Origin of the sequence: Micromonospora sp. NPDC051543, from assembly GCF_044454415.1 — a bacterium.
In the GTDB taxonomy this organism is placed as follows: domain Bacteria; phylum Actinomycetota; class Actinomycetes; order Mycobacteriales; family Micromonosporaceae; genus Micromonospora.
Genome location: NZ_JBITDT010000016.1, coordinates 94641 through 106501, shown reverse-complemented (window position 1 = coordinate 106501; position 11861 = coordinate 94641). Strand labels below are relative to the sequence as shown.

Annotated in this window: 11 protein-coding genes; 6 read left to right on the top strand and 5 right to left on the bottom strand. The window is 71.8% G+C overall.

Translation table 11 applies throughout. The annotated features are described in order from the left end of the window. Positions 1-44: 44 nt before the first annotated feature. The 5 genes from ACIA3K_RS25970 to ACIA3K_RS25950 form a co-directional block, all read right to left on the bottom strand. Entirely contained in the window at positions 45-428 is a 384-nt protein-coding gene (locus ACIA3K_RS25970; protein ID WP_396804277.1) for a hypothetical protein, read from the bottom strand. A gap of 116 nt (positions 429-544) precedes the next feature. Next, positions 545-853, bottom strand: a complete 309-nt coding sequence (locus ACIA3K_RS25965) for a hypothetical protein (protein WP_396804276.1) — start codon at positions 851-853, stop codon at positions 545-547. A 15-nt stretch (positions 854-868) separates the two neighbouring features. Then, positions 869-2527, bottom strand: coding sequence for a sodium:solute symporter family protein (locus ACIA3K_RS25960; RefSeq protein ID WP_396804275.1), 1659 nt, complete (start codon positions 2525-2527; stop codon positions 869-871). Between the two features lie 308 nt (positions 2528-2835). Next, entirely contained in the window at positions 2836-3888 is a 1053-nt protein-coding gene (locus tag ACIA3K_RS25955; RefSeq protein WP_396804274.1) for a hypothetical protein, read from the bottom strand. An 11-nt stretch (positions 3889-3899) separates the two neighbouring features. Continuing rightward, entirely contained in the window at positions 3900-4499 is a 600-nt protein-coding gene (locus ACIA3K_RS25950) for a hypothetical protein (protein ID WP_357174805.1), read from the bottom strand. A 418-nt stretch (positions 4500-4917) separates the two neighbouring features. On the opposite strand from ACIA3K_RS25950, the gene ACIA3K_RS25945 reads away from it, so the two are divergent. From ACIA3K_RS25945 to ACIA3K_RS25920, 6 genes are all read left to right on the top strand, one after another. Continuing rightward, complete coding sequence (locus ACIA3K_RS25945; protein ID WP_396804273.1) at positions 4918-7365, top strand: nitrate- and nitrite sensing domain-containing protein; 2448 nt, start codon at positions 4918-4920, stop codon at positions 7363-7365. After that, positions 7365-7787, top strand: a complete 423-nt coding sequence (locus tag ACIA3K_RS25940) for a roadblock/LC7 domain-containing protein (protein ID WP_396804272.1) — start codon at positions 7365-7367, stop codon at positions 7785-7787. Before ACIA3K_RS25945 ends, ACIA3K_RS25940 begins: the two co-directional genes overlap by 1 nt. Next, positions 7777-8166 carry a DUF742 domain-containing protein gene (locus ACIA3K_RS25935; RefSeq protein WP_396804271.1) on the top strand — a complete coding sequence of 130 codons (390 nt, stop codon included), beginning with the start codon at positions 7777-7779 and terminating at the stop codon, positions 8164-8166. The genes ACIA3K_RS25940 and ACIA3K_RS25935 overlap by 11 nt, the downstream gene beginning before the upstream one ends. After that, positions 8147-8749, top strand: a complete 603-nt coding sequence (locus tag ACIA3K_RS25930; RefSeq protein ID WP_396804270.1) for a GTP-binding protein — start codon at positions 8147-8149, stop codon at positions 8747-8749. Before ACIA3K_RS25935 ends, ACIA3K_RS25930 begins: the two co-directional genes overlap by 20 nt. A 113-nt stretch (positions 8750-8862) precedes the next feature. After that, positions 8863-9900, top strand: coding sequence for a lactonase family protein (locus ACIA3K_RS25925; RefSeq protein WP_396804269.1), 1038 nt, complete (start codon positions 8863-8865; stop codon positions 9898-9900). Between the two features lie 165 nt (positions 9901-10065). Continuing rightward, positions 10066-11820, top strand: a complete 1755-nt coding sequence (locus tag ACIA3K_RS25920) for a substrate-binding domain-containing protein (RefSeq protein WP_355052199.1) — start codon at positions 10066-10068, stop codon at positions 11818-11820. Positions 11821-11861: the final 41 nt, after the last annotated feature.

Genomic DNA, 11861 nt, shown 5'->3' with positions numbered 1-11861 from the left:
ACACGGTCGGGCCGGGGACCCCCCTTTTCCGCGTCGGTCCGAGGTCAGGGCACCGTGCGTTCGATCGCAGCGCGGCCGTGTTCGGCCAGGTCGCGACGGGCCTTCTCCAGGTTCTCCGGGGTGAGGTCCTGCCCACGGGCCATCACCAGGTCCTCCGGTTCCCAGGGCTGCTCGGCGCCGGTACGGATGTTGTCGCCGCCCGCGCCGGTGCCCGTCCCGGTCGCGCCGGTCCCGGCGCCGTACGGGTCGCCGATCAGGTCGTCGATGTCCGGGGCAAGGTCCGGCTGCCGCTCGCGGGGTTCGGTGAAGGTCGGCGTGTCGCGGTCGGGGCCACCCCCGGTCCGCAGCTCCGGGACGGTGCTGTCGTCGTCCACCGCAGCGGCCGTTTGCGGGCTCTCCTCCAGCGGTCGGCGGTCGCGATCGGTCATGGTGCTGCCTCCTGTGTCCGACACGGTGCCTGATCCCCGTCGCGTACCCCGTGCGCGGGTGCCCATGCGCGGCGCCGGCGCCGTCCCGGTGGACGGCGCCGGCGGCGGACCGGGGTTCAGTGGTCGGACTGCGCCTCGTTCGCGGACGGCGCCTCCGCCGGCCGCAGCCACTGCCAGAGGAGCATGATCAGCCCGAAGGCGAGCATCGCCAGGCCGGCCCACAGGTTGATGCGGACGCCCTCGGCCTTGTCGATCTCGGCTCGACTGTCGAAGATGCCGATCAGCGTCACGATGATCCCGTACGCCACGAAGAGCCCACCGATCACCCGACGGATGTCGAACAGACGGGCGGCGGCGGAGCGACGCTCCTCCGACTGTGTCTCGTCGATCAGCGGGTCCTGCGCCGGCTGGCCGTCGTTGCTCATCTGCCGACTCCTTTCCTAGAAGACCGGGATGTAGAAGAGTGCGGCCAGCGCGACCGCGACCAGGCCGAGCAGCACGGGGGAGCGGTACCAGACGGCGTCCCCGGCGAGCACGTCGCCCTTCAGGTCGACGCCGCCCATCCCGTAGACCAGTCCGCGCAGCTCCTCGTCGCGCTTGGGCGCGGTGAGCGGAGTGAGGATGGCGGCGACCACCGCCACGGTGACGAACGCGATGCCGGCGCCCCAGAAGCTCTCCTCCAGGTCGGAGTTGAAGCCGATGACGCCGCCCTTGTAGAGCAGGTACGTCGCCAGCGACGCCAGGGTGCCGAGCAGCAACGACCAGAAGCCCGCGAGGGCGCTCATCCGCTTCCAGAACATGCCGATGATGAAGGTGGCGAACAGCGGCGCGTTGAACAGGGAGAAGAGCGCCTGGATGTAGTTCATGATGTTGCTGAACCCGGAGGCGATGAACGCCGTCCCGATGCCGATCACCACGGCCGCGACGGTCGCCCACCGGCCGATCCGCAGGTAGTACTCGTCGGACCGGCCCCGGCGTACGTACGACTGCCAGATGTCGTAGGTGAAGACGGTGTTGAAGCCGCTCACGTTGGCCGCCATGCCGGCCATGAACGACGCGAGCAGGCCGGTGACCGCCACACCGAGCACGCCATTGGGCAGCAGGTCCCGCATCAGCAGCGGGATGGCGTTGTTGTACTGCAGGTCGCCGCTCTCCGCGCCGAGGCCCTTGACCGTCACCAGGGCGACCAGGCCCGGGATGATCGTGACCAGCGGGATGAAGAGCTTCGGGTACGCGGCGATGATCGGCGTCCGCCGGGCGGCGCTCATGTTCTTGGCCGACAGGGCCCGCTGCACCTCGGCGAAGTTCGTCGTCCAGTAGCCGAACGAGAGCACGAAACCGAGGCCGAAGACGATGCCGATCCACTGCGCGCCGAGGGGGTTGTCGGTGCTGCCGGTGTCCTGCCAGGCGTGCAGACCGGCCTCGCCGAGTTTCGAGTCGCGGACCGCGTCCATCAGCCCACTCACGCCGCCGACCTTGACCAGACCGATCACGGTGACCGGGATGAGGCCGGCCAGGATGACGAAGAACTGGAGCACCTCGTTGTAGATGGCTCCGGACAGGCCACCGATGGTGATGTACGCCAGCACGATCGCCGCGCCCACCACGATCGCCGTCCAGAGCGGCCAACCGAGCAGCGCCTGCATGACCAGGGCCAGCGCGTAGAGGTTCACGCCGGCGATCAGCACCTGGGCGACGGCGAAGCTGAGCGCGTTCAGCAGGTGCGTCGGCCGGTTGAAGCGCAACCGCAGGTACTCGGGGACGCTGCGGACCTTGGAGCCGTAGTAGAAGGGCATCATCACGATGCCCAGGAAGACCATCGCCGGCACCGCGCCGATCCAGTAGTAGTGGACCGTCATGACGCCGTACTGGGCGCCGTTGGCCGCCATGCCGATGATCTCCAGTGCCCCGAGGTTCGCCGAGACGAAGGCGAGGCCGGTCACCCAGGCCGGCAGGGAACGGCCGGAGAGGAAGAAGTCGACGCTGGTCCGGATCGCCCGGCGGGCGGCGAAGCCGACCCCGAGGACGGTGACGAAGTACAGCGCGAGGATCAGGTAGTCCAGCCCATTCATGTTGAGCCGGAGGCCGCCGCCGTCCATCTCGTCACCCCTCGTCCGACGTGGGCACCGCATTCGATGCGCGCGCCCTATTACCCCGTCCGCGGACCTTTACGCCTTCCTGTCTGGTCCGCGACCTTCCGGCCCTACCAAGCGGCGTCGGTGCGGCACCTCGGTGTGGGCCCTTTGCTCTGCTTCAGCCGAGGAAACAGCCCGCGTCCGGTACCCGTTACATCGGGTGTTGCCTATGGTGAAGCAGAGCAAAGGGGGCTGACCGGCCCAGCCCGGCCGGCCCCGGATGCGAAAGGGCGCCCGGCCGGTTTCGGCCGAGCGCCCCGTGCTCCGTTGGATCAGCGACCCAGGACGCGGTCCAGGAAGTCCCGGTAGTTACGGACCGCCATGCGCAGTTGCTCGGTGTCCGCCGAGCCGGCGTCCTGCCAGCCGCCCAGCGTGTTCTTCTGCGCCGCGAGCGCCGAGGCGAGTGCCTGGATGGCCTCCTCGACCAGGGCCTGCGCCTCGCCCGCTGCGGCGTGCGGATCGTCGACGAACCGCAGTTGCACGTCCCGCCAGCGGTCCCGGAAACCCTGTGCGGTGTCCCCGTCCAGGAGCGTGGCCGCGTCGGTGGCGACGGTCGAACCGGCGGGTCGCGAGGTGCCGGCCGACTCCAGTGCGGTTGCGGCGCCCTCGGTGGCGACCGGTTCGCCGTCCGCGTCCGGGTCCACCAGCTCCGGCGACGCGCTGCCGTAGCCGGCCGCGCCCGCCGCGGCCGCGTCCGGATCGCCGGCCCAGTCGGTCAGGTCGCTTCGGCGCTCCGGCGCGCCCTCGGTGCTCCCGGGCACGACGACGGTTCGCGCGGTGTCGGTCCGGTCCCGTCGGTCGTCGATGTCCAGGTCGGCGGCCTCGTCGGTGTCCGGTGTCGTGTCGCCGTCGGTCTCCGCGAAGTCGTCGCGGCGGTGCAGTTCGGCGGTCGGGTCGGCACGCAGGCCCTCCCGCTCGCCGTCCTCGGCGCCGTCGCCCGGCGCGGCCGTCCGCTCGGCCCGCGGGTCGGGCTGGTCCTGCGGACGCGGGCTGGCCAGGGCGGACGCGGCCACCGCGTCGGCGACCGTGGTCGCGCCGAACGCGGTCGGCAGCGGACCCGGCTCGTGGAAGCCCTCCTCGTCGTCGACCCGGTCATGCCGGACGTCCGGATCGGTGCCGTTGGTCCGCTCGCGGTCGGTGGTCGGGACGTCGTCGGCGCTCCGCTCGTCGCCGATGGTCGGATCGTCGAAGGTGCCCCGGTCGTCCAGGGCGTCCTCGGGTACGTCCGAGTGGGCGGCCCGGTCACCGGTCGGCGGGACCGGCACCGGCGCGGACCGGACGGCCTCCGGATGGTCGTTGCTCACCTGCTGCTCTTCGTGGCGCATCGGTGGCCTCCTCAGCGGCTCGTGGCGTCGTGCGGAGTGTCCGGGTGGGAACGCTGTTCGGGCGTGCGCTGACCGACGGGCTCCTCGCCGAGCAGGTCGGCGAAGAGGGCCCGGTAGTGCACGACCGCCTGACGCAGCTCCTCGGTGGTCGCCTCACCCCGCGAGTTGCGCAGGTGGATCTCGTGCGCGTCCCGGTAGTTGGTCAGGGTGCGGGCGTGCTCGACGGAGAGGTGGGCGATCTGGTCGGAGAAGTCACCGGTCGGGTAGCCCTGCTCCTCGATGAGGCGGGTGACCAGTTCGTCCGCGTCGCCCACGGTCTCACCCGGCGAGTCGATGAAGCGGATCTGGAGCTCCTCCCAGGCGGCGGCGTACCGCGCTCGCGACTCCGGGCTGAGCGGGGTGAGCGTGAGCTCGGCGTGCCGGCGCTCCCGGTCGCGTAGCTCACGCTCCGCGGCGGACCGGCTCTCCTGCTCCTGCACCACCCGGTCGTACTCCGGTCCGAACCGGCTCTGCAGCGCGCGGCGACGGCCGATCGTCCGGACGGCCACAGCGATCGCCGCGATGATCACCAGCACGACGAGCACGATGACGACTATCTGCGTGGGCGACATGGGCTCCTCCTTCGTCATCTGGTATTCCCTCCGGGTACTGATCGCCAATCCCGATCCGGGGGACTTTCCTCGCCGATCGCGGTCCGGCGTGGCGGTAGCTGACAGAAACCTGACTCATTCCAGATAGTCCGCGTGGGTGGATTGGCCCCCGTCGTACGGCATCGCCGGCAACGTCTGATCCTTTCCCGCCCAGCACCAGCGCCCCGGGGGGCGCGACAGCGGGGCGCCTGCCGTACTCACGGGGGCGCGCTCCGCAGCCCGGACGCCGTCCGACGGCGGTAGTGCAACCGGGCGTGATTACGTATCCTGCCCAAGGCGCGCGCGCCGGTGCCCGGCCCGACGACCGGGTACGCGACCGGCGAGCGCGCTGCCCGGCGGTGCCGGCGCCCCTCCTGCCACCCTTGACGGGCGAGGTCTGATGAAAACCCGCGACTGGCCTATCCGCTCGAAGCTGACCGCATTGGTCGTCGCGCCGGTGACCGCGCTCCTCGCGCTGTGGATCTTCGCGACGACGTTGACCTTCGGGCCCGCCCTGAACCTGCTCTCCGCGCGTACCCTCCTCTACGACCTGGGCCGACCCGGCGAGGCGGTGGTCACCGAGCTGCAACGCGAGCGTCGCCTCTCGGTGGTGCAGCTCGCCGGCGACACCGAACTGCCCGCATTGGCCGAGCAGCGCCTGCGTACCGACCGGGCGGTCGCCGAGCTGCGTCGCCGGGTCGACGGGGAGGCGTTGCGCTCCGCCGCCGACGATCTGCTGGAGGACCGCGTCGACCGGCTGGTCACCGCCCTGGCGGCGCTACCGACCGGACGGGACTTCATCGACGACGGGATGATGGACCGCACGGGCGCGATCGGCCTCTACAGCGGCATGGTCTCGGCGGCCTTCCAGGCGTTCTCCGCCATGGCGAGCCTGAGCGACCCCGCCATCAACCGGCAGGCGCTGGCCCTCACCACGCTGGGCCGGTCCCGCGAGCTGCTGGGCCAGACCGACGCGATGCTGGCCGGTGTGCTGACCGCCGGGAAGTTCGCCAATGGGGAGCACGCGCTGCTCGTGCAGACCATCGGCAACCAGCGATGGCTCACCGAGAGCGCGGTGGCCGACCTGCCCGAGGCCGGGCGCACCGCATACCAGCGGCTCACCGAGAGTCCCGACTTCACCAGCCTGCGGGCCATGCAGGACGCGCTGATCGGCGCCAACCGGTCCGGTCGGCCACCGGTGGACGCCGCCGTGTGGCAGGCCAGCCACGACGCCGTGCAGCAGGAGTTGCGCGACTTCGAGCTGGCCGAGGCCGACAACCTCACCGACCGCTCGGTGCCGATGGCGGTCGGGATCCTGGTCCGGCTCGCCGCCGCCGGGGTGCTCGGTCTCGTCGCCGTGGTGGTCTCGGTGCTGGTGGCGCTGCGGGTCGGCCGCACCCTGGTCCGGCGGCTGAGCGGAGTCCGTACCGCCGCCCTCGAACTGGCCGAGCACCGGCTGCCCGACGTGGTCGCGCGGCTGCGTCGCGGCGAGCACGTCGACGTCGCCCGGGAGGCGCCGCCCCTGGAGTACGGCCACGACGAGATCGGCGAGGTCGGGCGGGCCTTCACCGAGGTGCAGCGCACCGCCGTCCAGGCAGCCGTGGACGAGGTCACCCTGCGCCGGGGGCTCAACGAGGTGTTCCTCAACATCGCCCGTCGCAGCCAGGGCCTGGTGCACCGGCAGTTGCACCTGCTGGACCGGATGGAGCGACGCGCCGAGGACCCGGACGAGCTGGCCGAGCTGTTCCAGGTGGACCACCTGGCCACCCGGCTCCGCCGGCACGCCGAGGACCTGGTCATCCTGGCCGGCTCCGCGCCGGGCCGGGGGTGGCGTAACCCGGTCGCGATGGTCGACCTGGTCCGCGGGGCGATCAGCGAGGTCGAGGCGTACGACCGGGTGGACATCACCGTCGTGCAGCCGGCCGGTGTGCTGGGCCGGGCGGTGGGCGACATCATCCACCTGCTCGCCGAGCTGGTCGAGAACGCCACCGCCTTCTCTCCGCCGGACACGCGGGTGACCATCACCGGGGAGCAGGTCGCCGACGGGTACGTCCTGTCGGTCACCGATCAGGGCCTGGGCATGTCCGCCACCGCGCTCGAGAACGCCAACACCCGGCTGACCAGCTCGCCCGAGTTCGATCCGGCGCAGAGCGCCCGCCTCGGTCTGTTCGTGGTGGCCCGGCTGGCGGCGCGGCACTCCGTACGCGTGCGACTGCGATCGCCCGAGGACGGCGGCGTCACCGCCGTGGTGCTGATCCCCACCGACCTGGTCACCGTCGAGCCACCGGCCGGCCCCGACCCGGCCTCGCTCGCCGCCGCGCCCGGTGACCGGCGACTGGCCCGACCCGTACGCCGGACGACGGCGCCCCGGTCCCGCGCCGGTCGTACCACCTCGGCCCCGGTCGTCACCAGTGACCCGCCCACCCTCGTCCTGCCCACTGGGCCGACGTCCGACCTGCCAGCCACCACGGACGAGCCGCCCTCCGACGGGACGGCGGACGACCTGGAGGGGCTGCCCCGGCGGGTACGGCGACGTACTCCCAACGCCCTGCCCCGGCCCACCGCCGCCGACACGCCGTCGCCCCGCTCGCCGGAGGAGGTACGCCGGGTGATGGCGTCGCTGCAGGCCGGCACCGCCCGGGGTCGGGCGACCGTGGTCGCCCCGGCGGCCCCGACCCGCGTTCCCACGCCCCCGCCCTCCGCAGCGCCGGCGATCCCGGCCGCTGCGCCGACGGCGGTCCCGGCTCAGCGATCCGCGGCGGCCCCCGAGACCGGGTCCGCTGCCGATTCGGGATCCTCCGCGCCCCCGAAGGCCTTCGATCCGACAGCGACTGAGAGGGACGCCTAGTGCGGGAAACGACGAAGCAGAGCGCCAGCCTCGACTGGTTGCTCGACGAGCTGGTGCAGCGGGTGCCGGCCGCCCGGGAGGCGGTCGTGCTCTCCGCCGACGGACTACTGCTCGGCTCCTCGGCCGAGTTGGAGCGCGCCGACGCCGAGCACCTCTGCGCGCTCGCCGCCGGCTTCTCCAGCCTGGCCCGGGGCGCGAGCCACCACGTGGACGGTGGCCCGGTCCGGCAGACCGTGGTGGAGATGGAATCGGCGTACCTCTTCGTCACCACCGCCGGCCAGGGCGCCTGCCTGGCCGTGGTGAGTGACGCGGACGCGGACATCGGCCTGGTCGCGTACGAGATGGCGATGCTGGTCATTCGTGTGGGGGAGAACCTGACCGCGTCGGCCCGACCGTCCGCGGACGCCGGTGATGCGGACTGAGCCGCCCGGCCCCCAGCACGAGTGGCTGGACGGCGACGCGGGCCCGGTGGTCCGCCCTTACACGCTCACCGGCGGCCGGGTGCGCTCCGCCGCCGGTGGCTTCGACCTGGTCGCGTTCGTGTTGGCCGCCGCGGACCTCGACCCGGCGGCCCAGCCGCAGTTGCCGCCGGAGCACCGGCGGTTGGTCGCGTTGGCCAGTCACCCGGTGTCGGTGGCCGAGCTGGCGGCCGAGCTGGACCTCGCGATCGGTGTGATCCGGGTGCTGCTGGGCGACCTCCTCGCGCAGGGCCTGGTCGCGGTGCACGAGCCGCCGGCCAGCCGCGATCTTCCCAACGACGACATCCTCAAGGCGGTGGTCAGTGGACTCCGTGCGCTATGACCATGCGGGCTCAGCCCTCACCGTTCCGCTGGCACTGAAGATCCTCATCGCGGGGGGCTTCGGCGCCGGCAAGACGACGCTGGTGAGCGCGTTGAGCGAGGTCCGGCCGTTGCAGACCGAGGAGGTGCTGACCGACGCCGGCATCGGCACCGACGACCTCTCGGGGGTGGAGGGCAAGACGACCACCACCGTCGCGATGGACTTCGGCCGGATCACCATCAACGACGACCTCCAGGTGTACCTGTTCGGCACCCCCGGCCAGGACCGGTTCTGGTTCCTCTGGGACGAGCTGGCCTTCGGCGCGCTCGGCGCGGTGGTGCTCGCCGACACCCGGCGGCTGGCCGACTCCTTCCCGTCGATCGACTACTTCGAGCAGCGTGGCATCCCGTTCGTGGTGGGGGTGAACTGTTTCGAGGACACCCGTCGCTTCGACCTGGAGACCGTACGCCGAGCGCTCGACCTGGACCCGGACGTGCCGATGGTGCTCTGCGACGCCCGGGACCGACAGTCCGGCAAGCTGGTGTTGATCTCCTTGGTCGAGCACGTGGCCCGGCAGCGCGGCGAGCCGGTGCCGGCCTCCTGAACCGCCACCGCGTGTCCGGCGGACCGCGCTGGCGTCGAAAAGCCGGTTAGCCGGTGGGCTTCCTGGGCAGCTCTGGTTGGATCTACTCCAGGATGTCGGGGAAGGGGTGCAGCGTGACTGGTCCGGGCGAGATCGTCCACATCGGGGGTTACACCGCGCAGAGCGGCGGGCGGGCGGACGGCATCGTCGCCGCGCGCCGCGACCCGGCCACCGGAGCGCTGACCCCGCTCGGCACGGTGGCGGTCACGCCGTCGCCGTCGTTCCTCGCGCGGCATCCCAGGCGGCCGGTGCTCTACGCGGTCAACGAGTTGACCGACGGTCTGGTCAGCGCCTGGCAGGTCGGGCCGGACGGCGCGCTGGACGCGCTCGGCAGCTTCTCGACCGGCGGCGCCGAGCCCTGCCACCTGGCGGTGCTGCCCGACGGTGGGCACCTGGTGGCGGCCAACTACGGCAGCGGAAGCGTCGCGGTCTTCCCGCTCGACGAGCAGGGCGTGCCCGGCGAACGGACCGATCTCGTGGTCCACGAGGGCCACGGCGCCGACCCGGAACGCCAGAAGCGGGCGCACGCCCACATGGTCTCTCCCGGCCGGGACTCCGAGCCGCTGCTGGCGGTCGACCTGGGCACCGACTCGGTCTACCGGTACGACCTGGACAACGCGAGCGGGCGGCTGGTGCCACGCGGCCCGCGGATGCGTACGGCGCCGGGCGTCGGGCCCCGGCACCTGGCCCGTCACCCCGACGGCCGGCGCTGCTACCTGGTCGGCGAGTTGGACGCCACGGTCACCGCGTACGAGCTGTCCGAGGACGGGTCACTGCACCAGCGTGGCCGGGTCGACGCCAGCGGGCGGACCGGTCACGTCCAGCCGTCGGAGATCGCTGTCGACCCGGACGGGCGTCTGCTCTACGTCGCGAACCGCGGTGTCGGCACCATCGCCGTCTTCGACCTGACCGGTGAGCTGCCCGCGCTGGTGTCCGAGGTGGACACCGGCGGGGAGTGGCCGCGACACTTCGCGCTGATCGGCGAGCATCTCTACGTCGCCGACGAGCGGGCGGACATGGTGCGGGTGTTCCGACGTGACCCGAGCACGGGCGTACCGGCTCCGGTGGGCGAGCCCGTACCGCTGGCGAGCCCGACGTGCGTCCTGCCGTGAGCGGACGGAATGACGGAAGCGAATGCGAGAGTGGGATGGGTTTGGCAACGCCGTGGGGCCGATTCATCACTCTCTGTTGTTAAATGGTGATCAACTGTTTCTCCTGCGTAACTTTAGTCCGAACGGATGTGGCAGAGACGGCACCTAATACGCAAGATGGTCAGCGTGTCTGCAGGCCGCCATCGAATGCGTTCGAAACTCCATCTAGCAGCCGCCGCCGCGACGGCGACGGTTCTCGTCGTCACGACCGGCGTCTGGTTCGGCTATAAGGAGCTGATCCAGCCAAGCTGTTCAGGGGAGATCCGACTCGCCGTGGCGGTCGCCACCGAGCTCGCGCCCGCGGTGGACGCCGCCGCCTCCCAGTGGGTCAAGGACGGCGCCGCGGTTGGCCCCACCTGTATCCGCGTCGATGTCTCGGCATCCGACCCGGTCGACGTGGCCGCCGTGGTGGCCGCGAAGCACGGTGCCGTACTCGCCGGCGTCGGCCAGGCCAGCGGCACGGCCGTCACCCCGGACGTCTGGGTGCCGGACTCCTCGACCTGGCTGCTGCGTCTCAAGAAGGACGCCACGGCGTTCGCGCCGACCAACGGCGCCTCCATCGCGCGCAGCCCCGTCGTCGTGGCGATGCCCGAGCCGGTGGCGACGCGGCTCGGCTGGCCCAACGCCAAGTTCACCTGGGCCGATCTGCTCAAGCAGGTCAACAGCAGCAAGCCGTTGCGTACCGGGATCGTCGAGCCGACCCGCGACGCGGCCGGGCTGTCCGGCCTGCTCTCGCTGACCACGGCCGCCAGTGGCGCGGGCGGCGACGCCCAGCGCAACACCGTGGGCGCGCTGCGGGCGCTGGCCACCGGTCGCTCCTCGCTCCGCAACGACCTCCTCGCCCGCTTCCCGACCGCCACGGATCCGACCTCGATCGCGAGCGCTCTCGGTGCGGCGGCGCTGTCCGAGGAAGACGTGATCGCGTACAACAGCAAGAAGCCTCCGGTGCCGCTCGCCGCGCTCTACATGGAGCCGGCGCCGATGCCGCTGGACTACCCGTACGCGGTGCTGCCCGGCATCGAGCCGACCAAGGCGGCGGCGGCGAAGGTGCTGTACGAGCTGCTCACCGCGCCGAAGTTCCGGGACCGCCTGGCGGCGCAGTCGCTGCGTGGGCCGGACGGAAGCTGGGGTGCCGGCTTCAACGCCCCGCAGGGCGCGCCGAGCCCGGCCGGTGGCGCGTCGACCGCCCCGGCGGCCGGCGGCACCGCGGCGGGCGGTCTGGATCCGGCCGCGATACAGCGTGTCGTGTCCAGTTGGTCGATCGCCACCCAGTCCGGCCGGATGCTCGCCGTCATCGACGTCTCCGGCTCGATGAAGGACGAGGTGCCCAGCGCCAACAACCGCAGCCGGGAGGAGGTCACCGTCGACGCGGCCCGGCGCGGCCTCGGGCTCTTCGACGACTCCTGGTCCATCGGTCTGTGGACGTTCTCCACCAAGCTGGTCGGTAACCGCGACTACCGGGAGCTGGTGCCGATCGGACCGCTCTCCGGCCAGCGGGCCCAGTTGGAGGGGGCGCTCGCCACCGTCAAGCCGTCCAACGGTGACACCGGCCTGTACGACACGATGCTGGCCGCGTACCAGGCGGTGCAGGAGGACTGGCAGCCCGGCCGGGTCAACTCGATCGTGCTGTTCACCGACGGCAAGAACGAGGACGACAACGGCATCAACCAGCAGCAGCTGCTCGCCAAGCTCAAGCAGATCGCCGATCCGGAGCGGCCGGTGCAGGTCATCATGATCGGTATCGGCGAGGGCGTCAGCAAGGCCGAACTGGAGTCGATCACGAAGGTGACCGGCGGGGACGTCTTCGTCACCAAGGACCCGAGCGAGATCGGCAGCATCTTCCTCACCGCCATCGCGCGGCGCCCCCCAGCCCCGCGCTGAGTCGCCGCTGAGCAACAAGGAACCCGTCGTACCGCTGAGTC

Excerpts from the sequence above, each read along its gene's own strand:
- ACIA3K_RS25970 (WP_396804277.1), bottom strand. The coding sequence starts at position 428 with ATGACCGATCGCGACCGCCGACCGCTGGAGGAGAGCCCGCAAACGGCC.
- ACIA3K_RS25965 (WP_396804276.1), bottom strand. The coding sequence starts at position 853 with ATGAGCAACGACGGCCAGCCGGCGCAGGACCCGCTGATCGACGAGACA.
- ACIA3K_RS25960 (WP_396804275.1), bottom strand. The coding sequence starts at position 2,527 with ATGGACGGCGGCGGCCTCCGGCTCAACATGAATGGGCTGGACTACCTG.
- ACIA3K_RS25955 (WP_396804274.1), bottom strand. The coding sequence starts at position 3,888 with ATGCGCCACGAAGAGCAGCAGGTGAGCAACGACCATCCGGAGGCCGTC.
- ACIA3K_RS25950 (WP_357174805.1), bottom strand. The coding sequence starts at position 4,499 with ATGTCGCCCACGCAGATAGTCGTCATCGTGCTCGTCGTGCTGGTGATC.
- ACIA3K_RS25945 (WP_396804273.1), top strand. The coding sequence starts at position 4,918 with ATGAAAACCCGCGACTGGCCTATCCGCTCGAAGCTGACCGCATTGGTC.
- ACIA3K_RS25935 (WP_396804271.1), top strand. The coding sequence starts at position 7,777 with ATGCGGACTGAGCCGCCCGGCCCCCAGCACGAGTGGCTGGACGGCGAC.